Annotated in this window: 19 protein-coding genes and 1 pseudogene; 6 read left to right on the top strand and 14 right to left on the bottom strand. The window is 70.7% G+C overall.

Annotated features, from left to right (window positions below; all coding sequences use genetic code 11):
• Positions 1–68: 68 nt before the first annotated feature.
• Positions 69–689, top strand: coding sequence for a TetR/AcrR family transcriptional regulator (locus tag WME96_RS05630; protein ID WP_437289142.1), 621 nt, complete (start codon positions 69–71; stop codon positions 687–689).
• Positions 690–724: 35 nt separating this feature from the next.
• On the top strand, positions 725–1156 hold the full coding sequence (locus tag WME96_RS05635; protein WP_437292278.1) for an SRPBCC family protein: 432 nt from the start codon (positions 725–727) through the stop codon (positions 1154–1156).
• Here the strand turns inward: WME96_RS05635 and WME96_RS05640 are convergent.
• The 7 genes and pseudogenes from WME96_RS05640 to WME96_RS05670 form a co-directional block, all read right to left on the bottom strand.
• Positions 1114–1371 (bottom strand): annotated as a pseudogene (locus WME96_RS05640) (hypothetical protein); the annotation flags it as partial. The gene WME96_RS05635 and the pseudogene WME96_RS05640 sit on opposite strands and share 43 nt — an antisense overlap.
• Entirely contained in the window at positions 1326–1916 is a 591-nt protein-coding gene (locus WME96_RS05645) for a hypothetical protein (protein ID WP_437289143.1), read from the bottom strand. The pseudogene WME96_RS05640 and the gene WME96_RS05645, both read right to left, overlap by 46 nt.
• Positions 1917–2244: 328 nt before the next feature.
• Positions 2245–2910, bottom strand: coding sequence for a DUF4360 domain-containing protein (locus WME96_RS05650; protein ID WP_437289144.1), 666 nt, complete (start codon positions 2908–2910; stop codon positions 2245–2247).
• 468 nt (positions 2911–3378) lie between these two features.
• Entirely contained in the window at positions 3379–4869 is a 1491-nt protein-coding gene (locus tag WME96_RS05655; protein WP_437289145.1) for a pectate lyase family protein, read from the bottom strand.
• 210 nt (positions 4870–5079) lie between these two features.
• Complete coding sequence (locus tag WME96_RS05660) at positions 5080–6087, bottom strand: hypothetical protein (protein WP_437289146.1); 1008 nt, start codon at positions 6085–6087, stop codon at positions 5080–5082.
• Positions 6088–6102: 15 nt separating this feature from the next.
• Positions 6103–7398 (bottom strand): FecR domain-containing protein, encoded by a 1296-nt coding sequence (locus WME96_RS05665; RefSeq protein ID WP_437289147.1) that lies wholly within the window; start codon positions 7396–7398, stop codon positions 6103–6105.
• A complete protein-coding gene (locus WME96_RS05670; protein WP_437289148.1) occupies positions 7395–8030 on the bottom strand; it encodes an RNA polymerase sigma factor in 636 nt (211 codons plus the stop codon). The genes WME96_RS05665 and WME96_RS05670 overlap by 4 nt, the downstream gene beginning before the upstream one ends.
• A 134-nt stretch (positions 8031–8164) precedes the next feature.
• Between WME96_RS05670 and WME96_RS05675 the strand changes: the two genes are divergently transcribed.
• The 3 genes from WME96_RS05675 to WME96_RS05685 all read left to right on the top strand — a co-directional run bounded on the left by WME96_RS05675 (position 8165) and on the right by WME96_RS05685 (position 12649).
• A complete protein-coding gene (locus WME96_RS05675; protein WP_437289149.1) occupies positions 8165–9901 on the top strand; it encodes a hypothetical protein in 1737 nt (578 codons plus the stop codon).
• Positions 9902–10127: 226 nt separating this feature from the next.
• On the top strand, positions 10128–11354 hold the full coding sequence (locus WME96_RS05680; protein ID WP_437289150.1) for a pectinesterase family protein: 1227 nt from the start codon (positions 10128–10130) through the stop codon (positions 11352–11354).
• A 53-nt stretch (positions 11355–11407) separates the two neighbouring features.
• Positions 11408–12649: a pectate lyase family protein gene (locus tag WME96_RS05685; protein ID WP_437289151.1), complete on the top strand. Its 1242-nt coding sequence runs from the start codon at positions 11408–11410 to the stop codon at positions 12647–12649.
• Positions 12650–12799: 150 nt separating this feature from the next.
• On the opposite strand, the gene WME96_RS05690 is transcribed toward WME96_RS05685, so the two are convergent.
• From WME96_RS05690 to WME96_RS05720, 7 genes are all read right to left on the bottom strand, one after another.
• The gene (locus WME96_RS05690; protein ID WP_437289152.1) at positions 12800–14071 is read right to left on the bottom strand and encodes a pectate lyase family protein; all 1272 of its coding nucleotides are present in this window, start codon (positions 14069–14071) and stop codon (positions 12800–12802) included.
• Between the two features lie 134 nt (positions 14072–14205).
• Entirely contained in the window at positions 14206–14280 is a 75-nt protein-coding gene (locus tag WME96_RS05695; protein WP_437292279.1) for a hypothetical protein, read from the bottom strand.
• A 740-nt stretch (positions 14281–15020) separates the two neighbouring features.
• Positions 15021–15383: a GIY-YIG nuclease family protein gene (locus WME96_RS05700; RefSeq protein ID WP_437289153.1), complete on the bottom strand. Its 363-nt coding sequence runs from the start codon at positions 15381–15383 to the stop codon at positions 15021–15023.
• A 5-nt stretch (positions 15384–15388) separates the two neighbouring features.
• Entirely contained in the window at positions 15389–17722 is a 2334-nt protein-coding gene (locus WME96_RS05705) for a tetratricopeptide repeat protein (protein WP_437289154.1), read from the bottom strand.
• 11 nt (positions 17723–17733) lie between these two features.
• On the bottom strand, positions 17734–18582 hold the full coding sequence (locus WME96_RS05710) for an SDR family oxidoreductase (RefSeq protein ID WP_437289155.1): 849 nt from the start codon (positions 18580–18582) through the stop codon (positions 17734–17736).
• A gap of 114 nt (positions 18583–18696) precedes the next feature.
• Positions 18697–19503, bottom strand: a complete 807-nt coding sequence (locus tag WME96_RS05715; protein WP_433933921.1) for an SDR family NAD(P)-dependent oxidoreductase — start codon at positions 19501–19503, stop codon at positions 18697–18699.
• A 133-nt stretch (positions 19504–19636) separates the two neighbouring features.
• A complete protein-coding gene (locus WME96_RS05720; protein WP_437289156.1) occupies positions 19637–19933 on the bottom strand; it encodes a hypothetical protein in 297 nt (98 codons plus the stop codon).
• Between the two features lie 416 nt (positions 19934–20349).
• Between WME96_RS05720 and WME96_RS05725 the strand changes: the two genes are divergently transcribed.
• Positions 20350–22632: a heparinase II/III domain-containing protein gene (locus WME96_RS05725; protein WP_437289157.1), complete on the top strand. Its 2283-nt coding sequence runs from the start codon at positions 20350–20352 to the stop codon at positions 22630–22632.
• The last annotated feature ends 1 nt before the right edge of the window (position 22633 follow it).

A 22633-nucleotide genomic window follows, 5' to 3' on the forward strand; every position in this document is an offset into this window, starting at 1 on the left:
GCGCGCACCGCGATGCCGGCGCGCCCGTCGTACTTGACACAGTGTAAACTACGCCTCATGTTGACACCATGTCAAGCAAGGACGGGGAGACCCGCGCCGTGATCCTCGAGGCCGCGCGCCGGCTGGTGACCGAGCCGGGGCGTCGCGGCGTCTCGATGGCGGAGATCGCGTCGGCGGCCGGGGTGTCGCGCCAGGCGGTCTATCTGCACTTCGAGACCAGGACCCAGCTCCTGGTCGCGCTGGTGCGTCACGTCGACGAGGTGCACGGGTTCGCCGACATGGTTCGGAAGTGCGAGCGCGCCCCCGACGCGCGCGCGATCCTCTCCGAGTTCATCGGTGCGTGGGCGGACTACGTCGCCCACATCACCGACGTGGCGCGGGCCATGCAGGCGGCGCGGGCCGCGGACGAGGACGCGGAGCTCGCGTGGCGCGACCGCATGCGCGGCTTCACGGGCGTCTGCGCGGGCTTCGTGGCGCGGCTTCAGGCCGAAGGCGCGCTGGCCGACGGATGGTCGGCGTCGGATGCGGCGGACTTCCTGGCCACCATTCTTTCGATCGGGAACTGGCAGGAGCTCATCGAGGAGCGGAGCTGGTCCCGGCCGCGCTACGTCCGTGCGATGCGTCGGAGCGTGGAGCAGAGCCTGCTCAGGCCGGTGGCGACCAGGACGGCGCCGAGGAGGCGGTCGTGAGCGGCGCGCAGCCGGAGCTCCTGGCGCAGGGCTCGGTGGATATCGGCCGGCCCCTGCGCGAGACGTTCGCGTACGTGTCCAACATGGAGAACTTCCCGACCTGGTTCCCGGGCGTCGCGGCCATGCGCGAGCTCGACACGCTGGAGCACGGGCAGGTCGGCAAGCGCTACCGGGAGACCGTGCGCATGCCCTTCGGTCGCACCGGCACGATCGACATCGAGGTGAAGGAGGCGCGCGTCGGGGAGCGTCTGATGACCGAAGGGGAGGGCTTCCTCTTGCCCCGCATGAGCGTGGACTTCGCGGCGCTCTCCGACGACGAGACGCGCGTCGAGTGGCGCATGGTCAGCCGCAATCCGCGGTGGTGGTTTCGCTGGCTCGTGGTCCCCCTCCTGCGCCGCGTGATGCGCGGCCGAGCGCGCGACGGACTGCGCAAGCTGCGCGAGAACCTGGAGCGCGAGCCATCGTGAAGGGTGCCGACGTTCTCGAGCAGGTGCCACCGGCCCACCACCTGCACGGCTTTCGGCGCTCCATCACGGATGCCCTGCGCGTACGTCTCGGTGCGGTCCCGCGTTACAAAGGCGATGCCTGGGTGCCCTCTGAGCCAGTGTGCGAGCGGATCGGCGGTGCGACTCGTGATCACTGCGCAGCGGGCGGAGGAAGCTTGATGTCCGCAGTGTCGCATGACGTGCAGGCGGGGCCCTCGCCGTTGGGCTGGAGTTCACCGTACACGACGTCGCGCTCGAAGCTCACGAGCTCGCGCTCCGTGTCGGCGTCGATGACGCTGACCGAATAGACGTCGCCGTCCTTGAGCTCCGTGTCGACGTCCGCCGAGAAACCGATCGAGAGCTCCCACTGCGCGTTGGTCGGGTCGAGGTCGAAGAGCGAGAAGCCAAACCGCCCGCCGTCGACGACGGCGTTCGCGTTGTTGGTACCCGGAGCCGAGCTGAGCGTCGCTTCCCCGCAGCGCCCGTTCCAGCAGGCCCGGACCTCGATGTGCGCCGACGCGTTCACGGAGAGCCCGATAGGCCCCGAGATATGGGCGCCATCCTCGCAACCGACGTCCGTGCCGTTGCACAACGGGCATCCGGCGATGAGCGCGGCGAGCGCGAGGAGGCCCGTCCCGGCGGCGACCGCGCGCAACACCGCGCGTCCGCGCCAGCTGCCTCCCGCGCGGGTGTCCCCACACCGCGAGGAGGGCGGCTCGAGCTTCAGGATCGCTGCGGCCAAGGTGCCGGTTCCTTTCATGATACCCTCGCTGACGTTGGCGAACGCGCCGTGGGCCGGCCGGACCTCCGATGCGGGGTGAGGCCAGCCGGGCTGGTGATAAGCAGGCGTCGAGGATCTCACTCACGCACGGGGCGATCAAGCTAGATGCACGCCCTCGGGGGTGGCCCAGCACGGTTCCGGCAGCGAGGCGCGAAGGTGCGTGGGGTCCAGGCGGAGGGCGGCGCTCTCCTGGATCACCTCCCGGCGCTCGAGCGCGTCACGGTCGCAGGCAACCCGCTCGGCCTGGCGGCTCGGTCCGACATCGCGCGACGGCAGGCCCTGGGTCGGCTCATTGGCAGCGTCGCCAGGGGATCAGCCCATCGATGTAGTTGAACTCGACGGATGCTCTTCCCGTGCCGCCGATCGTGGCGCGGAGTTGCACGTTGACCGTGGCCGAGGTGGCGCCGCACGGGGCGCTGCCCGCTTGTCCCCCGGCAGGGATGGAGAGCAGCTCGAACACCCCTTCGACGTCCGTGTCGATGTTCTCGAACGTCTTGGAGGCGCTGGCCGTGCCGGCCAGTGATTGGCTTGCTTGAACCGTGACGACGGCTGCGTCTTCGGTGTACACGTCGCCGAACACGTCCAGGGACGGCGCGTCGAACGTGTAGCCCGCTGGAAAGTTATAGGTGACCTCGACGTCGCAAGCGACGTCGTACGTGCCAAAGTCGTCGCGGCCCCCGCGAGCCTCATCGAACGTGAACGCGTATTCCTTGTTGAGAGCCCCCACCTGCGTATTCATGGTTCCGCAGCCGGAGGCCGTTGCCTTGACCGAGACCTGGCTCGGGTCAGGCACGTCGCCGTCGCCGTCGCCGAGGGCGGCCGGCTGGCCTTCCACCATCTCGACTTCGTCGGAGGTGTCGGCGCACGCGACGCACAGCGAGGAACAAATCAGCATCGCAAGACACGACAGAACACGACGGTTCAAAAGCTCGTTGGTAAGTTGGAATCGTCCCATAACGTCCTCTCATGGTGACCGGACAGGCCGGTGCGACATGCAGCTCTGAGCTCTCGGTTCGTGCGACACACGTCGCCCGCGGACCGTGGGAGATTGTGCCGTCGCGGTGCGTCGCGCGGCCGTCCGTCCCTCGCCTCCCGGATCCGGGCAGCTCATGGACTTGATGGCGCGACGGGGACCAGCCCTTCAGATTATTTGATCAGGGCGTGGTCAGCCCGTTCGCCTGTCCGCCGCGTGATGATGCGGTCACGAGCGGGTTCGCCCTGTACCGAAGCGTGGCATTTCCTGCCGCGACGAAATCATCCGTGGTCGCGCTCCTGGCGTTCTGGGGTGCGCCGGTGGAACCGGCATCTGGAAGCCGACGTGCTCTTGCCGCTGGGTGGCCGATTGCAGTTCAGCGCGGCCGCGGGCACCCACGCGGCATGACAGCCGGTCGGGACGCGCTGCGGGATCCCCAGCCGCCTGCGCTCACGGCACGAGGGAGCTCAGGTACTCCTCGAGGTTCGTGTAGCCGTCGCCGTCGCGGTCTCCGTTTCGGTCGTCCGCGTTCGACGGGTCGAGCTCTCGTGCGCTCTCCCACGCGTCCGGCATGCCGTCCTGATCGGCGTCGCTCGGAGCGCGGCCCCCGGGCAGGGTGCCGACACCGTCCGCGAAGCCAAGGCTCGACTCGTCGCGGATGGTGGCCCCCCGCTTGCCGAGCGAGGCCAGCTCATCGAGCACATAGCGGTCCGCGTCGTCGCGATGGATCGATGCGCCGGCGTGCGCGCTGACGTAGGCGTACGCCTCCTGTGCGGTCATGGCGGGGACGGCAGGGAAATCGACGGAAGGCGCGTCCAGCCAGGTGACCGAGCCGAAGTCGCCCTTGCCGAGGAGCCTGCCGTCGAGCGTGCCGTCCTTGTCGCTGTCATAGTAATTGCCGTCGGCGTGAAGGTTGTAGGCGGGCGTGGGGCTGTCCAGGGTGCCGCCTCCCGTCTCCGGGCCGGTGATCAGGTAGTTGCCCAGCATCAAGCCGTCCGAACGGCCGCTCGTGTCGCCCAGGATGTAGCCGGACACGACCCAGTTGTAGACCACGTTGTTGATGAACTGCAGCGTGCCGCGCGCCTTCGGGTTGCGCGAGTTGTTGTCGATGTAGAGCGAGCGGATGATCGACGTGCCGGCGGTGTTCACGAGACCGCCGGTGCTGTGAGGCTGGAGCCCCTGCGCGACGATCGAGTCCTGAAGCGTCAAGTTGTAGAGCTCGGCGCCGCTCTCCTGGTTGAGGTCGAACGTGCCGTCGCGCCCCCAGCTGAGCGAGCAGTGGTCCCAGATCACATCGTGCCCGTTCGCCATGGTCACGGTGTCCTTGCCCGAATCGCCCCCGGCGCCCATGCGGAAGCGGATGAATCGTACGATGGTGTTCGACGCTCCGGAGAACGAGGTGCCGTTGCCGTAGATCGTGATACCGCCACCCGGGGCGGTTTGACCAGCGATCGTCTGGTGGCTCTTGAACACCAGGCGGGACGAGATCTTGATCACGCCGCCCACGTCGAACACGACCGTGCGGTTCGGCTGGCTGATCGCGTCGCGCAGCGAACCCGGCCCGGAGTCGTTCAGGTTCGTGACGTGCACGACGTCGCCGCCGCGCCCGCCTGTCGCGTGTCGCCCGAACCCCTGAGCGCCCGGAAACGCGAGCACTTCGCCGCTCGGTGGAGCCCCGCCGCTGCCGGCACCCGCAACGGCAGCGTGCTCATCGTCAGGGGCGCCGCCGCCCGAGGAGCCTCCGCTGCCGACGACCATCGCCCCGCCGGACCCCGAGGCACCAGCGCCCGAGGCGGCGCTGGTGACCGAGCCCGAGCCGCCACCACCGCTCCCGGGTCCGGCGCCGCCGTCCGCGGGCCCTCCAGCCGCGCCTGATCCCGATAAGCTGCCACCGCTGCCACCGCTGTCACCGCACGCGAGCGCGACGAGCGCCGCGAGCACGAGGAGACCAGCCGGGGTCGCGCTCCGGCTCGAGTGCAAGGGGATACCGCGAACGGACGAGTCAGAAACGATCATCGCCGTGATGGTTGTCCGCGCCGCCCTCCACCTGTCAGAAATCGGATCCCGAGCGCGCCGTCCAGGCGAGGGGGCACGGGGGTCAGGGAGCGGGGCGCTGGCGGCGCCGTTCGAGCAGCCCCTCGCCACGCTCCCTCAGAACGAGGCCCCCAGGCTGAGCGCGCCCAGGGCCTGAGCGACGAGGGGAGGGGAGCGCTCCGCCTCGACGGCGATGATGGGACGCGGCAGGAGCGTGAGACAGGTGAGCTCGAGACCGAGGTTCACGCTCGGATGAAAGAAGTACTGGACGCTCAGCCCCGCGTCGGCGGCAAGGCTGAAGAAGTCTTCGCTGCGCCCCACGAGCGGCAGCTCGACGTCGCCGGTGGCCTGGAGGTGATAGGCGCCGATGCCAAGGAGCGGCCCCCATTCCCAGTGAGGACCGGCGGCCGCTTGCCCGAGGTTCCAGCTCGCCCGGAGGAGCGCGAGCTCCTGGCGCACCCGGGCAGCCCCGCCTCCTGCGCGGAACTCGGCGCCAAAGAGGGGACCGCCCAGGAGCAGGCCGAGACGGAAGCTCTCGTCGAGGCGAACGTGCGCCCCGATCTGCACGCCGACGCCGCCGCCGACCGGCGGCGTGAAGAGGACGAGTCCTCCCGTGCGCACGTGAAAGCGGGGCGGGTCCTGGGAGAAGCGGAGCACCTCGGGGGCGGGCGGCTGGGGCTCGACGCCGAGCACGTCCCGAGCGGGAGCCTGGCCCGAGCCGAGCTCGAGGAGGCTCGCGCGCAGGAGGTCGACGGCGCGCACGGCGAGGAGCATCGGACCATCGCTCGAAGGGTCGATGAGGAGCTTGCGCGTGGTGGTCTTGCCGGTCACGCGGTCCACGATGCACACCTCGGCGGCCGTGCCGCTGCCGTCGCGCCGCAGCGCAACCGCGGCGAAGGCCTCGCTCTCCTGCGCCTCTCGCTCGAGCTCCTCGGCCCCGGGAGAGCGCGCAGAGCCCCCGAGCACGACCACCTCGAACGACTGCAGCTCGAGCTCGGCGCAGAGCCGACCGAAGGCCTCGAAGAGGGTGGAGTCGCGCGGCGGCGGCCTCACGACAAGCACACGCTGCGCCCAGGCCACTCGAGGGCAGACGAGCAGCAGGAGCACGACGACGAGCGTTCGCACCGGCTGGACCATGGATCAGGGCGGAGCGGCGAGCTGTCGAGCCGTCTTGGCGTGGACCCCGCTCGGATAGAGGCGCAGGTACTCCTGCGCCACCACGCGCGCGGCGGCGGGCCCCTCGAGGATCTGGACCGCGCGCATCTTGCCCGCGAGCGCCTCGGCGGCAAAGGCGCCGCTCGGCGCCTCGCGGAGCGCCGTCTCGTACCAGGTCCTGGCGCGCGCGGCGGCGCCGCGGCTCTCGTGCAGGCGCCCGAGCAAGAAGGCTGCACGGCTCCCCGCGGTCTTCGCGTAGCGCGCGCGCAGGGCGAGCAGGGCCTGCTCGGCGAGCTCGTTCTGCCCCACGTAACGAGCGGCGTCGGCCAGGGCGTTCAGATCGGCGGCGTCACAGGAGGCGAGGCAATCCTGGGTTCCCCGCGCCGCGGCCTCCTGGACGACGCGCCGGAACTCGCCCTGGGAAACGAGCTTGGCCCAGGACGGCTTGTTGCTCGGCGGGGCGACCAGGGGCGCCGGGGCCTCGGGGGAGCTCGGCTCCGGAGAGGCGGCGGCCTCCGGCGGCGCCGGCGCGACCTCGGCTGCCTGTCCCTGAGCTGCGGGAGGCGCGGGCTCGGCGCCGTGCGCCGCCGTGTCGCTGTCGTGCGCCGCCGTGTCGCTGCCGTGCGCCGCCGTGTCGCTGACGAGCAGCGTCCTCGCCTGAGCGTCCCCCACGAAGCGCTGCCCCGCGCGCACGCTCACGGCGCCGGAGCCGGCGTAGCCCTCCACCTCGACCGAGCCCTCGTGCAGGATCACCTCGAGCCGCTCGCGCTCGGCGTCCCAGAGGAGCTCGAAGCGTGTGCCCGTCACGCGGACGACGAACGGACCCGCCACGAAGCGCCAATCGCTGTGTCCGGTGTGCGTGATCTCGGCTTCGACCCGGCCGCGTTCGACCGAGATGCGGGCGCCGCTCTCATTCCTGGTCTCGTCGATGCGAAGCCGCGCCCCTGCCGCCGCCCGGATCCGCGTCCGATCGGGGAAGGTGATGGCGGCCTGGTGATCGGCCGGCACGCGCACATAACCGCTCTCGTCCTCCGCCCCCTCGACGACGTAGCCGAGACCTCGCTCCGGTAGCCAGAGAAAGAGGGCGAGCAGCACGCTCGCGGCGAGGGCGAGCGGCGCTGCCCAGCGCGCGACCACCCGCGTCTTGCTCGCGCGAGCCTGCTCCTCGTCGACGCGGCGCAGGAAGGCGGCCCGCGCCTCGACGCGCTCCGGCTCGCTCAGCTGAGCGGCGCGCTGGAGGAGCGCCGCAAGGGGATCGAGCTGTCGTTCGGGGTCGCTCATGGCCAAAGTCCTTCACGCCGAGACAGGAACTCCTGGAGGGCTGGCTCGCGCGCCTTGAGCAAGAACTCGCGCGCGCTCTCGAGCTCCCGGCGCAGCGTCGACTCGGATACGCCGAGGGCCGCGGCCGTCTCGAGCATCTCGAGGCCTTGCACGTGGCGCAGCACGAAGGCCATGCGCCGGCGCGTGCTCAGCTTGCCGAGCACGCGGTGGAGGGCGCGGAGCACCTCGCGATGCTCGAAGTCGACGCGCTCGACGGCGCGCTCGGGGAGCTCCCCGCTCGGGGAAAGTCCCACCCAGAGGCGTACCTTGCGCTTCCGGATCTCGAGCGCAGCCTGCCGCGCCGCCACGGACGCAAGATAGCCACGGAGCGCCTGCCCATCCTGGATGCGCGCGGCTCCCTGGATCAGCGCCAGGAAGACCTCCTGGACCAGATCCTCGAGGCTCGTATCGGGACCAATGGCGCCGTAGAGCACACCTCGCACGAGACCCGAGTACCTGTCCCAGATGATGGCGAGTGCCTCACGCTCTCCGGCGGCCACGCCGGCGACCAGACTCGCATCCGACCGCCTCTCGGCGGGGAAGCGGGCCACGGTGGGTCCGGGCGGGGGGACGGAGCGCGCGGGGTGAGCCACGCCATCCAGTAACTTGGGGGCATCCCGAGCCGCCAGAAAAATTCATTCGCCGCCAGAGCGCGGGATCGACGCAGGCGACGCGGAGCATTGGGCTTGCGCTTTGCGGCGTGGCCTCCCAGCTTTGCCTCGTTCCCATGCGCCTTTCCCGAAGCACCTGGCTCCTCGGAGTCGCCGCGCTCTCCGCTCTGGCCTGGGGGGTTTCCTGTGAGGACCAGCTCATCCAGACGGCCACCCGGCTCCCGGGGGACGCGGGTGTCGGCGGCAGCTCTCCCACCCTCACGGACCTCGCTTGCGAGGGCGAGCCGCCCGAGAACGAGCTCCCTCCGGGCGCCGCCTTCGGGGAGGGTGAGGAGCTCGCGAGCTCGCCGCTCGTCAGCACGAGTTATGGCGCGCTCGAGGGCCCCGGTCTCTCCATCACGGCGCGCGACACCTTCCGCGTCCACGTCAATGGTGACCTCGTCGCCGAGAGCGAGTCCGCGCGCACGCCGCTCTTCGTGCCCCTCTCGCTTCTTCCAGGCGAAAACGTGATCGCCGTGAGCGTCCATGCCGCGGCCGGGACCCCCGCGGCGCTCCTCCACCTCGATGAGCTCGAGCGCAGCCACGGGAGCGGCAGCGACTGGAAGCTGAGCACGGCGCCGGACGGAGACTGGACGGCGCCTGGCTATGACGACAGCGGCTGGACGGCGGCGCGCGAGCTCGGGAGCGCTGGAGATCTGCCGGGCTGCGATCCCGAGGCGCGCTTCCCCTCGAACACGACGGCTCGCTGGATCGGGCCCGCGCCCGGGACGAGGGGGCCAATCGCCCTCCGGAAAGTGATACGGATCGAGCCGATCGGCTTTGGCGAGGGCACCACGGGGGGCGCGGGCGCGACGCCCGTGCTCGTCTCGGACTGGGCCGATCTCGCGCGGCTCGCCGGCTCGGACGAGCCGGCTGTGCTCCTGCTCGCCGAAGGCGTCCACGACTTCCGCCGCAAGGGATCGGAGGTCGCGGACATCGAGGTCTGCCCCAGCGCCTGCTCGGAGGATCCCGAGAAGACGCTCTATCAGGTCCTGACCGGGGATTCGACCTGCGAGCTTCCGCTCGTCGGCGCGACGCGGGACGATCGTATCCTCCGCTTCGGCTCGAACAAGACCCTCGTCGGGCTCGGGCGCGGCGCGGCGCTGCCGGGTGTGACCATGGATCTCGACGAGAGCGAGAACATCATCGTCCGCAACATCGCCCTCTACGATCTGAACGCGAGCCTGCTCGAGGCGGGCGATGCGTTCACGCTGACACAACCCTCCAGGATCTGGATCGACCACGCGACCGTCACGTGGATCAGCGACGCCTTCGCCGACATCCTCGCCGGAACGAGCGGGGTCACCTTCTCCTATGTCCACTTCGACGGCGACACAGAGGCCGAGTGCGGCGGCCGCGAGCGCTGGGCCTCCACGATCACCGACGCCGAGGTGACGATGCACCACTGTCGCTTCGATGAGGTGAGCACGCGCGCCCCCCTCGCTGTCGGATCCCGGGCGCGCGTCCACCTCTTCAACAATGTGTTCTCGAACATCTCTGATTGGGCCGTCGGCTCTTCCTGTGAGGGGCAGGTGCTGCTCGAGGCGAGCGTGTTCGAGAACGTCGAGGCGGCGACGCGGCGCTCGGACTGCAGCGGCTCGACGAGCCTCGGGCTCCTCCTGGCCGTCCCTGGATCGAACCTCTACCGCGACGGGAGCGGCGTTCACCTGGGCGGCGGGGGCGAGGAGCCGGCCGATGACGTCTTCACGCCCCCCTACGCCTACGCGCCCGAGCGGGCGAGCGACGCCTTGCCCCAGGTGATGTCTCGGTCCGGAGCCGGAGGGCCCTGGGCGCTGCCGCTCGCGCGCGAGTGATGAGGCGGGGCGGGAGCGGGCCGCCCCCGGGGGAGCGGCTCGCGCAGGGGTCGCCGCGCGCCCTCATTTTTTTGACGGGTCCGACCCCCCACGAACAACCCTCCTTCGTGCTTCCCGTCAGCGCGCCCTTCCGCCAATCCGGCGGCAGTCGACCCTCCATCCGTCCGCCGAGGTGCACCTGACAGGCCCCCTGCTCGCCCCTTCTTGCGTCCCGGAGAGCTTCCCCATGCTGCGTCCTTGCTCCTGTCTCGCGCTCGCCTCCCTTCTCGCTCTCTCTTGCTCGTTCGCCTGTTCGAGCGAGCAGGCCGCCGATGATCCGGCCTCGCCCGCCGGAGGCGGCTCGTCCGCGGCCACCGGCGGGCAATCGAGTGGCACGACATCGAATGGCACGACGGGGAGCGGCGGCACGGCGTCGCCCGGCGGCTCGGGAGGCGCAGGCACCGGCGGAGGCGCCGGCGCGCCCGTCGATGCAAGCTCGGGGACCGGCGGCGGCGGCTCAGGCGCCGGCGGCTCGGACGGCGGCAGCGTCACGTCCGACTGCAACAGCGCGACGGGCGGGGCGCTCATCGAGGTGAACCGGGATGGATCGGGCGATTTCACCACGGTCCAGGCCGCGATCAACAGCGTCGCCAGGTCCAACACGACGCCCACCATCATTCGCATCGCCCCCGGGACCTACTCCGAGAAGCTCATCGTCGACCGTCCCCATGTGACGCTCTGCGGCCAGACAGGTCAGGCCGAGGCGACCGTGCTCACCTACGGCGACAGCGCGAGAACCCCGAACGGGGCAGGGGGCGAGCTGGGCACTTCGGGGAGCTTCAGCGTCAATATCTCCGCGAGCGACGTCTCGGCCGAGAACATCACCATCGCCAACAGCACGGGCCCGGGTGTGCAGGCCGTGGCTCTCCTCGTCTCCGGCAGCCGCGTGCAGTTCCGTCACTGCCGGTTCCTCGGTTACCAGGACACGCTCTACGTGAAGAACGGAACGCAGTACTTCAGGGACTGCCACGTCGAGGGCAGCGTCGACTTCATCTTCGGAGGCGCGACGGCCGTCTTCGAGGACTGCACGATCCACAACGTCGCTGGCGGGTCGGCGGTCACGGCGCCGAGCACGGATGAATCGGTGCCTTTCGGGATCGTGTTCCTCGGAGGGCAGGCCACGGCGGCCGGATCGGTCAGGTCCGGGTCGGTCGCCCTCGGTCGCAACTGGAGACCCTACGGCTCAACGACCTACCTCGGCACCGACCTCGGCGCGCACATCGCGCCCATCGGCTGGGTCCGCATGGGCGATAACACGCTCGCGACCGCGCGCTTCGCCGAGCACATGACCACGGGACCCGGCGCGAGGCCGAGCGAGCGAGCCCGCGAGTCCAGGCAGCTCAGCGCGGCCGAGGCTGCAAGCTACACGGTCGAGAACATGCTCGCGCCCTGGACGCCCTCCTTTGCGGACTGAGAGCGCCCCTCGTCGATCCTTGTCGCTCGAGACAACAGAAAGTTCATGGATCCATGAAGCAGAACCTCTTCGCCTCCTTCCTCCTCGCTGTCTCTCCTCTCGGCTTTGCCCTTGCCTGCGGGACTTCCGAGCCCGGCGCCTCGGGGAATGTTGACTCGACGGCAGGAGATGACGGGAGCACGAGCGCGACGACGGGAGCTGCGGCGAGCGGAGGAAGCTCGGCCGCAGGGAGCTCGGCCACGGGTGGAGATCCGCGCCCCGGAGGCACGGGTGGCGGCGGATCCACGGGCGGCTCGGGGGGAGCGGCTGGCGGCGACTCGAGCGCCGGTTCGGGGGGCACGGGTGGCGGCGGCACCGGAGGCACGGACGGCGCGGTCGACAGCGAGGGTTGTCCCCTGACCCTGGAGGGCTTTGCCAGCGTGAGCGGCGACGGCCAGGACGGGACATACGGCGGACGAGACGGAGAGACGGTCACCGTGACGACCCAGGCGGATCTTGAACGATACGCCCGCGCGTCCGAGCCCTACGTGATCCGGGTGCAGGGAAAGATCACGATCTCCCCCAAGGGCAAGGAGATCTCGGTCGCGTCGAACAAGACCATCGTGGGCGTCGGCGCGACGGCCGAGATCTCCCAGGGCGGGTTCTTCCTGGGGGACGGAGTGCACAACGTGATCCTGCGGAACCTGACCATCGGCGACACCTTCGTCGAGGGAGACTGGGAAGGAAAGACGCAGGACTTCGACGGGATCCAGATGGACACGGCCCACCACGTCTGGATCGATCACTGCCATCTTCACCACATCGGCGACGGCATGATCGACAGCCGCAAGGACACCTCTTACCTGACCGTGTCCTGGAGCATCCTGAGCGACCACAACAAGGCGTTCGGGATCGGCTGGACGGAGAACCTCACCGCGCAGATGACCATCCACCACAACTGGTTCCGCGACCTGAACCAGCGCAATCCCAGCACGGACAACGTGCTCCGTGCCCACCTCTACAACAACTGGCTCCAGCGCATCGACTCCTACGGCAACTACGCGCGCGGCGGTACCAACATGGTGCTCGAGAACAGCGTGTTCGATACGGTGAATCGTCCCCATTATCATGACGACGGCACGCTGGTCGCCACCGGGAACATCTACCGCTCCACCACGGGGACCAAGGAGTCGAGCGGCTTCACGTATTCCTTCTTCGATCCGAGCGACTTCTACGAGTACTCCCTCGATCCCGCCGACGAGCTCGAAGCCCTGCTCGCCAGGTGTGCGGGCCCAAGACCCGAGCTCGGACGATGAGCCCCCGGCGCCGATTTCTGGCAGGCACGCTCGAGGGCACGATCTCGAACGGCTCGAGCGGCAGCAAGGTCGCGATCAAGTCGAACAAGTTGCTCGTCGGCACCGGCCCCCATCGTCGACCAGGCCCGCAGCAGGTCTCCAAGGCCGCTTCTACGGCGAGCAAGCTGTCGGGCTGGAGAGGGTGGCCCCCGCGTGCGCTTGCACCAGCTCCTTCACTTCGGAGGCCGGCACCATGAACGACTTGTATTCGTACGGAGGCTCGAAGGCGTCGCCGCTGCCCTCTTGATTTCCGGAGCAGCCCTCGAACAGGTTGCCCGTCGCCTCTTGCACGGAGCCCTCTCCCGCCTGCTTACCCAGGTCGATCGGCTGGCTCTGGTCGATGAAATGGTTGTTCTCGGTCAGCACGTTGCACTTGAAGCCGTTCGTCACGCCGAGCTTCGAGGGGCCTGCCGAGGTGTCCGCAGTGTAGAGGTTGTTGACGACGTGGATCCTGCCGTACCGGCAGCGGGGTTGGCGTTCTGAGACCCCTGTCCACCAATTGAACATGAAGGTGATGTTGAGCTTGCCCTCGCTCGCGGGCTCGTTGTCCGAGGATGCGATCAGGTTCGACAGGTTGTGACTACCTCTTTTGCTGTAGCCGAAGATGCTCCACGTGAACGTCACGTTGTCGGCCCCCTTGACGACGTCGGCATTGCCATCCTGTCCGTCCCAGAACTCGGCGTGGTCGACCCAGATGTTCCTGGAGTTACCCTCGATGTTGATGTTGTCCCAGGCCTGGTCGCCGTTGGAGCCCGGCCCACGGACGACGATGTTGCGCAGGATGACGTTGCTCGCGTCCTTGATATGGATGGCTGCTTTGAGCTGCGTGCCCGCGCGGAGGCCAACGATGGTTTTGTTCGACTTGATCTCCAGTCGATCCCCGGAGGTCCCCGACCAACCGCCGCCCAGCGTGCCGTCGATGTGAATCACCCGCGCCTGACCATCCTTGGCGTACTCCAGGAGATCGGCGAAGTTATCGACGACGATGGGCTCGGCGTCGCCTCCGCCCGTGACATGGAACGCGTTACCATCGCGACCCGAGCGCGTGGCCCAGCCGATGGGCTCGCAGTGGTCCGCGCCCGCACCACCATCGCCGCCCCCTGAACCACCGGAGCCGCCCGAGCCGACCGAGGCCCCCGAGCCACCCGACCCGACCGAGGCCCCCGAGCCGCTCATCATGTTGCCACCCGACCCGCCCGAGCCGCTCGCGGTCGAGCCCGAGACACCCACGCCCACCTGGCTGCCACCGCTTCCGCTGCTACCGCCGGTGGTCGAGCTCGTGCCGCCCGCTTCGCTCGACTCGCTCTCATCATTGCTACTGCACGAGACTGCTGCAGTAAAGACACCGCCAAACAACCACAAAAGAGTCGTCTTCCTGTTCATGAGGGCCTCCGAGACCGGTGGTGCAATCTATGAACCACCGGTGATATCCGTCTTCCGTATACGACAGACCCATGGCGCTCCGGACCGCGTAAACTGCTCCCATCTACACTGTCAACCGCGAGTTGACGTCCATATCAGCGAATCGTGACGAACACTCGCTGGTAGCTGGTCAGCGGCGGCGTGCCTTTATCCGTGACCTCGACGGCCAGTCAGGTTGCGCTTCGCACCTGCCACCCGTCACAAATTGCCGGGACGCCCCCGAACCGCGATCCGCGTCGAGTCCTGGAACGCCGCGCTCGGCCCTCGCGACCACGGGGGCAACGCGAGGCTCGCCGTCGCCTTGCTGCTGCTCACGGGCGGAGCGCGCGCGCAGGCGCCTTCCGCCGCGCGCTGCCGGTCACCGCCACGCTGTTCCGTAGGTCGCTCTCGGTCTCGCATCGCGTCGCGATCCAGGGCGGCTGCGCGGACCACGCGAGGATGGGGTTTGCAGAACGGAGGCCTCTCCACCGCGGAGATGGGTCCGACCCATCTTTTCTTGGAGGCACGTCCACCGGGAGATGGGTGGGACCCATCTTTTCTTGGAGGCACGTCCACCGGGAGATGGGTGCGACCCATCTTTTCGTGGAGGCACGTCCACCGGGAGATGGGTGCGACCCATCTTTTTGTTGGAGGCAGGTCCACCGGGAGATGGGCGCCACCCATCTCCGGGTGGACGACCTACTCACCCGGATGGGTTCGCGCCATCCCGCCCGCCCCGAACGGGGGCGCCCGGACGGCTTCGGGCTTTCTCGCGGGGGTTCTTCGACGGGATCTCGCGAGGTCGTCGACCCTCTCCACGCAGGGCACCAGCGGCCGGGCCCCCGCGCCGCGCGGCAAACAGTGGCTCCGTCCGAGGTCCGGGCAGCTCGCGACGACCTCCCCCCGACCAGAGACGCCCCTCGGCGACGCCCTACGAGGCCCTCTCCTCCCTCGCTCCCCTCGCTCCCCTCGCTCCCCTCGCTCCCCTCGCTCCCCTCGCTCCCCTCGCTCCCCTCGCTCCCCTCGCGCCCGCGTCCCCCCGGCTCACCCCCGCCGCCAGCGCCTCTTTCCCCGCGCGCCCCAGCCGCCGGATCGCCGCCTCCCGCCGCAGCGCCTCCCCCTTGTCGGCCGCCGCCTCCACGTGGACCACCGCCAGCGGCCCCCTCCCGCGCGTGTACCGCGCCCCGCGCCCCGCCGCGTGCTGCGCCAGGCGCGCCTCCACGTCGCGGGCGATGCCCGTGTAGAGCGACCCGTCGCCGCAGCGCAGGATGTACACGTGCCAGCCCGCGGCCACCGCGGTCACTCCTTCGGGCCCTCGTTGTAGCCGCGCGGCCGGTACTTCGGGTCCACGCCGCCGTGCTTCTCGCCGTTGTCGAGCGTGTCGACCGCGAGGTACGCGAGCCACGTCCCCGGGTGCTCCTCCGCCATCCGCCGGAGCTCCGCGTCGTACGCCGCGAGCCGCTTCTCGTCGTGCAGGCACTGCAGCGCGAGCGCGACCAGGCTGAGCTCGTTCGGGCCGAGCTCCATCCCGCGCTGGTAGTGCGGGAACGCCTCGTCCGCCCGGTGCATGCGGCACAGCGTGTCGCCCGTGTACACGTGGGCCATCGGCCACTTCGGCGCGAGCTCGACCGCCTTCTCGCTCGCGGCGAGCCGCGCGGGCAGGTCGCCCCGGGCGCCCTTCATCACCGAGTAGTTGAGGTGCGCCTTGGCGCTGTTCGGCACCGCCTCCTTCGTCGCCGCCCAGAACTCGAGGTCGTTCCGGTAGTCCATCGCGTGCCGGTAGGCCTGCACGCACTGGAAGCCGAAGAAGAGCACGAACAGCGCCGGCGTCACCCACGCCCTCCACGACCAGCGCGTCCGCGGCATCAGGGTCGAGCCCGCGAGCGCCTCGTGCAGCCACGAGAACGCGACAGCGAGGACCAGCGACGAGCCGATCGCCGGGAAGTACCAGAAGCGCTCCGCGCGCACCGTGGGCAGGACGACGGGGATGTTCGAGTGCGGGAAGTAGCTCACCACGACCCAGGTCAGCCCGATCGCCGCGATGCACAGCCCCGCGTAGCCCTGGCGCAGCGGCACCCAGACGCTCCGGTCCGCCGTCGCCGGGCAGGGCAGGGGGCGCGTCCCCTCGACGAGCAGCCCGAGGCCGAGCAGCAGCGCGGGCAGGAACGGCAGCGGCCACAGCACGAGCGGCAGCGCCCGGAGCCACGGCACGCGCCCCGCCGGGCGGAGCGCGTGCCAGTCGTACGCCGCGAGCCCCACCGCCGCCGTAGCGAGCAGCGCCCCCGCGATGAGCAGCGACCACCGCCGCGACGTCGCCTGCCCGCCGTCGACGAGGAACGCCGCGCGCACCGAGCGCCGCTCGCGCCGCTCGAGGTGCTCGCGGCGGAGCGCCGCGATCCAGAGCGCGAGCGAGCCGAGGGGGGGCAGCGCCATCATCGCGGCGCCGGCGACGCTCTCGAAGAAGACCAGCCGGTCAGGCGCCGGCTCCTGTGGGTACGAGTAGTCGCCGCTCAGCGTCCACGGGAACACGATCTGGGTGAGGCCCCGCCAGTAGACGCGCAGCGCGCCGGCGATCCGGTGCGGCGTGTCCGCGGTGCTGAGCGGGTTGTTGAGCGGATCGCGCGGCAGCGGCGCCTGGTGGAACCAGACGAGCGCGTCGTGCAGCAGGCGCTTCACGAGCGGCGCCCCCTCCGGGAGCGGCGCCGTGAGCTCGGCCGGCATCGGCGCCGGGAACCAGCGCCGCCGGAGCTCGACGTAGAGCACGAACGCCGCCCCCGCGGCGAGCAGCGCGACGAGCGCCCGGACGAGCCGCGCCGGGCGCGTGGGGTGCGTGAGCGGCGCCGCGATGAGCGCGGCGAACGGGATCAGCGGCACGCAGACGAGCGCGCTCTCCTTGGAGAAGAGGCCGAAGAGCACCGCCGCGAACACGGCGAACGGCATCGCCCACGCTGGCAGCGCCAGGGCGGCGAGGGCGGCGATCGCCCCCATGCCCCCGAGCACGTCGGCGATGCCCACGATGCCGCTCACCGCCTCGGTGAGCACCGCGCAGCCGACGAAGATGAGCCCGGCCAGGTAGGCCACCCCCCGCTTGCGCGTGAGCCAGAACGTGACGCACGTGAGCAGCGCGGCGTTCGCCGCGTGGAAGAGGACGTTGTAGAAGTGATGGAAGAACGGCTGCTTCGTGACAGCCCAGATCGTGCGCCAGAGGAAGTTCGGCAGCGGGCGGTACGATCCGACGCTCCGGTCGGGCGCCAGCCCCCAGAAATCGCGGTGGATCGCGTCGATGAAGCGGAGCCCGCCCTTCGCGTTCACGTACGGGTTGGCGAGGAGCGCCTCCTGCTCGTCGAAGATGTAGTTCGTCGACGGGTGGCGCGTGAACAGGATGACGGCGAGCACCGCGAACGGCGCGACAGCGGACAGGAAGCTCGGGTCGAGCGCGAGGAAGTAGCCGCGCACGCGCTGCGCGGCCCTGCCGAGGAGCGACGGCGCGATGGGCGGCCCCGCCGGCTGCTGCGTGGACGGCGGCGCGGACATCGGCGGCGCGGACGGCGGCGCCGCCATGGGGTCGACGAGCGCGCCCGAGGCGGACTGCGGCCCGGCCTGCTCGCCGGCGTACGGGGGCGGGGAGTTCACGCCCGGCCCCTTCAGCTCGCGCTCTCCGGAGCGGCGCCCGGCGCGCCCTCCGGCTCCGGAATCGACCAGATGTCGCCCCAGAGCGGCTGTCCGCCGTCGATGCCATAGACAGCGCCGGTGATGAAGTCGTTCTGGTCGCTCGCGAGGAAGACGATGAGCCGCGAGACCTCCTCCGGGGTGCCGGTGCGCTTGAGCGGGGTGGCGCGCCGCGCGAGCTCCAGGAGCTCGTCGCCGTACTGCGCGGTGCCGCTCGACCGGATGTTGTTGCCCGGCGCGACCGCGTTGACGCGGATGCCGAGCGCCGCCCACTCGACGGCGAGCGATCGGGTCAGGTTCTCGACCCCGGCGCGCGCGGCGCCCGTGTGCGCCATGCCCGGGAACCCGCGGGCGACGGACGCGGTGACGTTCACGACGCGGCCGCGCCGCGCCGGGATCATCGCCCGCCGCGCGACCTCGCGGGTCATGAAGAAGGTGCCGTTCAGGTTGTTGCGAACGACAGCCTCCCAGCCCTTCGGGGTCATGTCCGCGGCGGGGCTCGGGAACTGGCCCCCGGCGTTGTTCACGAGCACGTCGACGCGGCCGAAGCGATCCAGGACCTGGCCGACGAAGGCGGCGATCTGCTCCGGCTCGCGGATATCGCAGGGCGCGGCGAGCACGCGGTCGCCGGGGATCCCGTCCGTCTCCAGCGCCTTCGCCGCGGCCTCGAGCTTGTCGGGCTTGCGGCCGCAGACAGCGACCTTCGCGCCGAGGTGAGCGAGCTCGCGGGCGCACGCGAGGCCGATCCCGCTGCCCCCGCCGGTGACGATGGCGACCTGATCTGCGAAGAGTCCTCGGGCGAAGATCGAGCGCACCTGGGTCACGCCCCGCGTTTACAACGGGTCACGTGGCGGCGCCACCAAGCTGCGAGCCCGGCCGGGGCGCGCCCGGCGCCGTCGCGACGGGATCGCGCCCCGGGGCGGCGCGGCGCGCTCCGGTCAGAGGTGACGCGTCAGCCGGGGCAGAACCCTCTCGTGGAGCAGCTCGGGGATCGCCCGCTTCGCCCGCCAGAACCAGCGCCCGTCGCGGTGCGGCACGGCGTAGAGGCGGCCGGCGTCGACCGCCTCGATCGCGCGCCGCGCCACGTAATCGGCCTGGAGCCCCTCGCGCCCCATCAGCTTCTCGGCGATCTCCCTCATCTTCGCGTCGACGCCGCGCGCGCTCTCGATGATCTGCGTCCTGAAGAAGGTCGGGCACAGCACCGTGACGCCGACGCCGTGCGGGGCGAGCTCCAGCTTCATCGTCTCGGAGAGGGCGACGACGCCGGCCTTGGTCACGCAGTAGGGGGCGAGCCCGGCCACGGAGATGAAGCCGGCGGCGGAGGCGATGTTCAGGAAATGCCCGCGCTTCTGCTCCTTGAAGCGCGGCGCGAACGCGTGGCAGCCGTGGATGACGCCCCAGAGGTTGACGCCCATGACCCACGACCAGTCCTCGAGGGAGGCCTCGCCGACCTGCCCGCCGGCGCAGACGCCCGCGTTGTTCACGACGAGATCGACGCCGCCGAGCGCGCGATCGGCCTCGCCCACGAGCGCCGCGACGTCGTCGCTCCGGCTCACGTCGCAGCGGACCGTGTGCGCCTCGCCCCCGGCGGCGGCGACGAGGCGCGCTGTCTCCCGGGAGCCCTCGTCATCGAGGTCGGCGAGGAGCAGCTTCGCCTGACGGCCCGCGAGCTCGAGGGCGAGCGCGCGGCCGAGGCCCGAGGCGGCGCCGGTGATGACGGCGCGGGGTTGCTTGGGGAGGGACATGAGATCGCGCATACCACGGCGGCGGCCGCCTCGATCCGGCCGGCGGCGGAAAACAGCAAGGCGCCAGGCACGCCAGGGGAACCCGAGATCCCCCGGCGTACTCGGCGCCTTGGCCGTTCCACCAGCGCTCGCGCTAGGCGCTCCCGCGCGTGCCTCCCTGCTGGCGACCGCCGCTCAGCCGCTGCCCGAGGAGGTGCTTCGCGCGCTCCGCTAGCCGGAGCTCCTCCTGACGCACCTCGCTGAAGAAGGTGGCGAGCTCCTGGTCGCCCTGCTTCTGCGCGTCCTGAACGTACTGCGAGTAGGTCTCCGCGCCCTGGAGAGCATGGTAGAGCACGCTGACCAGGTTGTAGTCCTTGTCAGGGACAACGCTGCTCTCGCTGCGGCCCTGCTGTCCCTGCGTGCTTGCTCCCTGCTTCTGCTCGTTCGCCATTCCAAACCTCCTCGATTCCCCCCAGCGGCGCCCGTGCATTGCAAGGGGGAGGCCGCACCACGGAACGGCCCAACGCGCCGACGAATCCACGCTTGCGGCGCGGCCGCTCCGCGCCGCGCGTCGCGATTTGCCCCAGCAGGCGGACGCTCGCGCAGGATTGCACCAGCTCAGGCGGCCTCGGCCCTGACGCCAGCGCGCCGCGTCGATGCGCCCCGCGATCTCTTGCTCAGCTCGCCCGACGCAACGGGAGCGCCGCTCCGGACGTCAGAGGCGTGATGGCGCTGGGACTGTGTGATGGACGGGCGCGAGGTGATCGCCCCCACGCCCGAGAGACGTCGAGCAGACCCACGTCGGCGCGAGCTGATACGCTGCCCGGCGGGTCGGCTCCTCCCTCGCCGCCCTGACTCGGTCCCTCCATGCGCTCACGGCTTCACCGCTCACCTCTCCCGATCTCCTCTCTCGACTCGACGCTCGCGACGCTCGCGACGCTCGCGACGCTCGCGGCGCTCGCGCTCGCGACCTCCGCCTGCGGCGCGGACGGCCCCGGGCCGAGCGAGCCGCGGGACACCGGCGTCCACCCGCGGCTGCTCGCGCGCCCGGAGCACCGCGAGCTCCTGCGCTCGCGCGTCGATCGCGAGCCCTACGCCTCGATCCTCGAGACCCTGAAGCGCCGCGCCGAGCGCGCGTATGCAGAGGAGCCCGACCCCGGCTCGTGGGACCACCTGGCGAACGGCGACAACGCCTCGACCGCGCAGGCGAACGCCCTCCTCGCCTGGGCCTTCGACGATCGGGCGGCGGCCGACAAGGCGCGCGAGTTCCTGCGCCGCCTCGAGACCGACTGGGACACGAACACCGTCCTCGATATCAACATCCGGATGGCAAAGACCTTGATGGGATACACGAACGCCTGGGATCTCCTCAGCGCGACCCCGTGGCTCCCGGCGGAAGAGTCGGTGGAGGCCGAGCGCAAGATCACCGAGATCACCGGCCAGCTCTTCGTCAGGTACGTCGAGCAAGACTTCTATCGAGATCTCCTGCTCCGCCCCGCGCAGAACAACCACCCGATCCGGACCGCCGACGCGATCGCCTATGCGGCGCTCGCGTTCCCCGAGCACCCGGCGGCCGGGACGTGGTGGAACTGGTCGATCTCCGAGCTCGACTACCTCTGGGGCGAGAACGGCCAGTACGTGCAGCCCGACGGCGGCGTCTCCGAGGGCCCGTACTACTCCGGGTTTGCCTGGGGGCCGACAGCGGCGCTCTTCATCGCGCTGGACAACGCCCTGGAGGGGCCCCTGTCGTTCGCGCGCGACTGCCGCACCCGCTCCGACGAGGACCCCTGGACGGGGCACGGCTGCGTCGACGGCGAACAGGCCACGTTCGAGCCCCCGCTGCGCGGCGGGCTCTTCACGAAGGCGGTCGACTGGTCGCTCACGCTGCGGCTCCCCTGGGGCAACCGCCCTCCGCTCGACGACGGCGTGTTCACCCCGTTCAACGGGAGCTCGCTGCTCACCTCCTTCGGCGGCAGCGGGGCTCATCGCTGGGACTGGGAGCAGAACCGCGAGAGCCCCCACAGCATGGAGTTCGGCATCGACCTCATCGCCCACCACCTCGTCTACGTCGACGACGCGGTGGCCGCCGAGGAGCCGCCGCACCTCACGCGCTTCTTCCCCGACGCGGGCAACGCGGTGTTCCGCTCGGACTGGGGCGAGGAGGCGCGCTGGCTCCTGCTCGTCGCCGAGCACGGCTCGGCGCGCAAGGCGGTCCACGACCACGTGGACGGCACGTCGTTCTCGCTCGCCGCCTACGGAGAATACCTGCTGATCGACCCCGGCTATTACAAGCCCGACGCGCTCGACAACGCGAAGACCAGCCAGTCGCCGTCGCACAACGTGGTCCTCATCGACGGCAGGTCCGCGCCCGACAAGGGGCTCTTCAACAACTTCGGCGACGCGGACGCCTGGCTCCGGAACACCCATGACGGCGACGCGGTCGAGTACGCCGAGGCGCACCAGGACTACCAGGACACGCACGTCGAGCGCTCCGTCGCCTTCGTCGACGGCCGCTACTTCGTTGTCGGCGACCGCCTCGCGACGACGCACCCGGCGGCCCGCGCGCACGCGTGGCGGCTGCACGGCTATGCGGGGCTCACCTCCGGCGGCACCTTCGAGCTCCTCGCCGACGGCGCGCGCTGGGAGCGGACGCGGGCGGGGGTCGAGGTGCGCGTGCAGTCCACGGCGCCCGGGCTCGAGGTCGTGGAGCCGCCGTACACGCCCCTCGCCGCGCCGCACGTGCACGAGTTCGAGCAGGACCGGAAGGCCGCCGACCACGCCGTCATCGACGCGGCCGTCGAGGCCGAGGCGCCGGGGTTCCTGGCGGTGCTCCTGCCGTACAAGGTCGGCGCGGACGCCGGTCCGGACGCGCCCCTCGAGGCGGCGCCGCTCGAGGCGGCGCCCGGCGTCGTCGCGTGGCAGATCGAGGGCGACGGCTGGACGGACGTCGCGGTCCTGAGGAGCCAGGGCGCGCCGGGGGAGGTGACGCTGCCCGGCGGGCAGGTCCTCGAGACCGACGCCGAGCTCGTGGTGCTGCGGATCGAGGGCGATCGGCCGTTCGCGCTGATGGCCCGGGGCACGCAGGTGCTCGTCGACGGCACCCCCCGGGTCACCGCGCCCGACGCGACAGGCGTCGCCGTGGAGGAGTGAG

Origin of the sequence: Sorangium sp. So ce406 (assembly GCF_051474675.1) — a bacterium.
Lineage (GTDB): Bacteria > Myxococcota_A > Polyangia > Polyangiales > Polyangiaceae > Sorangium > Sorangium cellulosum_G.

Coding starts and splice junctions, on each gene's coding strand:
- WME96_RS05685 (WP_437289151.1), top strand. CDS start 11,408: ATGAAGCAGAACCTCTTCGCCTCCTTCCTCCTCGCTGTCTCTCCTCTC.
- WME96_RS05650 (WP_437289144.1), bottom strand. CDS start 2,910: ATGGGACGATTCCAACTTACCAACGAGCTTTTGAACCGTCGTGTTCTG.
- WME96_RS05675 (WP_437289149.1), top strand. CDS start 8,165: ATGCGCCTTTCCCGAAGCACCTGGCTCCTCGGAGTCGCCGCGCTCTCC.
- WME96_RS05680 (WP_437289150.1), top strand. CDS start 10,128: ATGCTGCGTCCTTGCTCCTGTCTCGCGCTCGCCTCCCTTCTCGCTCTC.
- WME96_RS05665 (WP_437289147.1), bottom strand. CDS start 7,398: ATGAGCGACCCCGAACGACAGCTCGATCCCCTTGCGGCGCTCCTCCAG.
- WME96_RS05715 (WP_433933921.1), bottom strand. CDS start 19,503: ATGTCCCTCCCCAAGCAACCCCGCGCCGTCATCACCGGCGCCGCCTCG.
- WME96_RS05720 (WP_437289156.1), bottom strand. CDS start 19,933: ATGGCGAACGAGCAGAAGCAGGGAGCAAGCACGCAGGGACAGCAGGGC.
- WME96_RS05725 (WP_437289157.1), top strand. CDS start 20,350: ATGCGCTCACGGCTTCACCGCTCACCTCTCCCGATCTCCTCTCTCGAC.
- WME96_RS05690 (WP_437289152.1), bottom strand. CDS start 14,071: ATGAACAGGAAGACGACTCTTTTGTGGTTGTTTGGCGGTGTCTTTACT.
- WME96_RS05630 (WP_437289142.1), top strand. CDS start 69: ATGTCAAGCAAGGACGGGGAGACCCGCGCCGTGATCCTCGAGGCCGCG.